Origin of the sequence: Nonomuraea lactucae, from assembly GCF_003313395.1 — a bacterium.
In the GTDB taxonomy this organism is placed as follows: Bacteria; Actinomycetota; Actinomycetes; order Streptosporangiales; family Streptosporangiaceae; genus Nonomuraea; species Nonomuraea lactucae.
This window is the reverse complement of the sequence record NZ_QNFZ01000388.1, coordinates 1-901: the sequence shown is the minus strand read 5'-3', so window position 1 is coordinate 901 and position 901 is coordinate 1. Positions and strand designations below refer to the sequence as shown.

Below are 901 nucleotides of genomic sequence, written 5' to 3'. Positions count from 1 at the left end.
GCGCGGCAGCGGCGCGGCCTCGTCGTCGCGCACGCCGAGCACGGCCGCCACGGCCTCCGCCACCTCGGCGGCGCCCACCAGCTCCACCAGCCACACCCCGTCGCCAAGCCCGCCCGGCACCCCCAGAGGCCCGCCGGGGCCCCCCGAAGGCGTGAGGGGAATCCCCGCAGGCCCGCGAGTGACCCCCGCAGGCTCGCGGGGGAACCCGGAAGGCCCGTGAGGGTAACCGGAAGGTCCGTCGGGGAACCCGGAAGGCCCGTGGGGGGCCTTGAGGAGCTCGCGGGCGGTCTCCAGGGCGAGGCGCGTCTTGCCCACGCCGCCCGGCCCCGTGAGCGTCACCAGGCGGCCCGAGGCGAGCAGGGCCCGGACGGCGGCCAGCTCCTCCTCCCGGCCGACGAGGTCGGTGACGTCGGCGAGGGGCGCGGGCACGTTGGAGGGGATCGCGACCGGGACAGCCGCGCCGGGGGCGTCACGCAGGGGCGGGGCGCCCAGGCGGGGGTCCTGGCGCAGGATGGCCTCGTGGAGCGCGGCGACCGGCGGCGAGGGGTCCACCCCCAGCTCCTCGGCCAGCCGTTCCCGCAGCTCGGCGTAGCCGGCCAGCGCCTCGCTCTGCCTGCCCGCCCGGTAGAGGGCCTTCATGTGCAGGGCCCGCAGCCTCTCGCGCAGCGGGTGGAGGGCCACCAGGCCGCCGAGCCCGGCCAGGTCTGCGTCCTCGCCGAGCGCCAGCCGTACCTCGGCCTGCTCTTCGAGGGCGGCCAGGCGCGCCTCCTCCAGGCGGGTGATCTCCGGGCGGGCGAAGCCGGCGTCGGCGAAGTCGGCGTAGGCGGGACCGCGCCACAGCGCCAGGGCCTCGCCGAGCCGGGCCGCGCGCTCGCGCGGGCCGCCGGAGGGGCGTTCGAGG

The 901-nt window shown here is 79.1% G+C and carries 1 protein-coding gene; it reads right to left on the bottom strand.

What is annotated here, in order from left to right; all coding sequences use genetic code 11:
- Positions 1-901 (bottom strand): AfsR/SARP family transcriptional regulator (locus tag DQW85_RS22120; protein WP_275888236.1); only part of this gene is annotated, 901 nt, incomplete at both ends.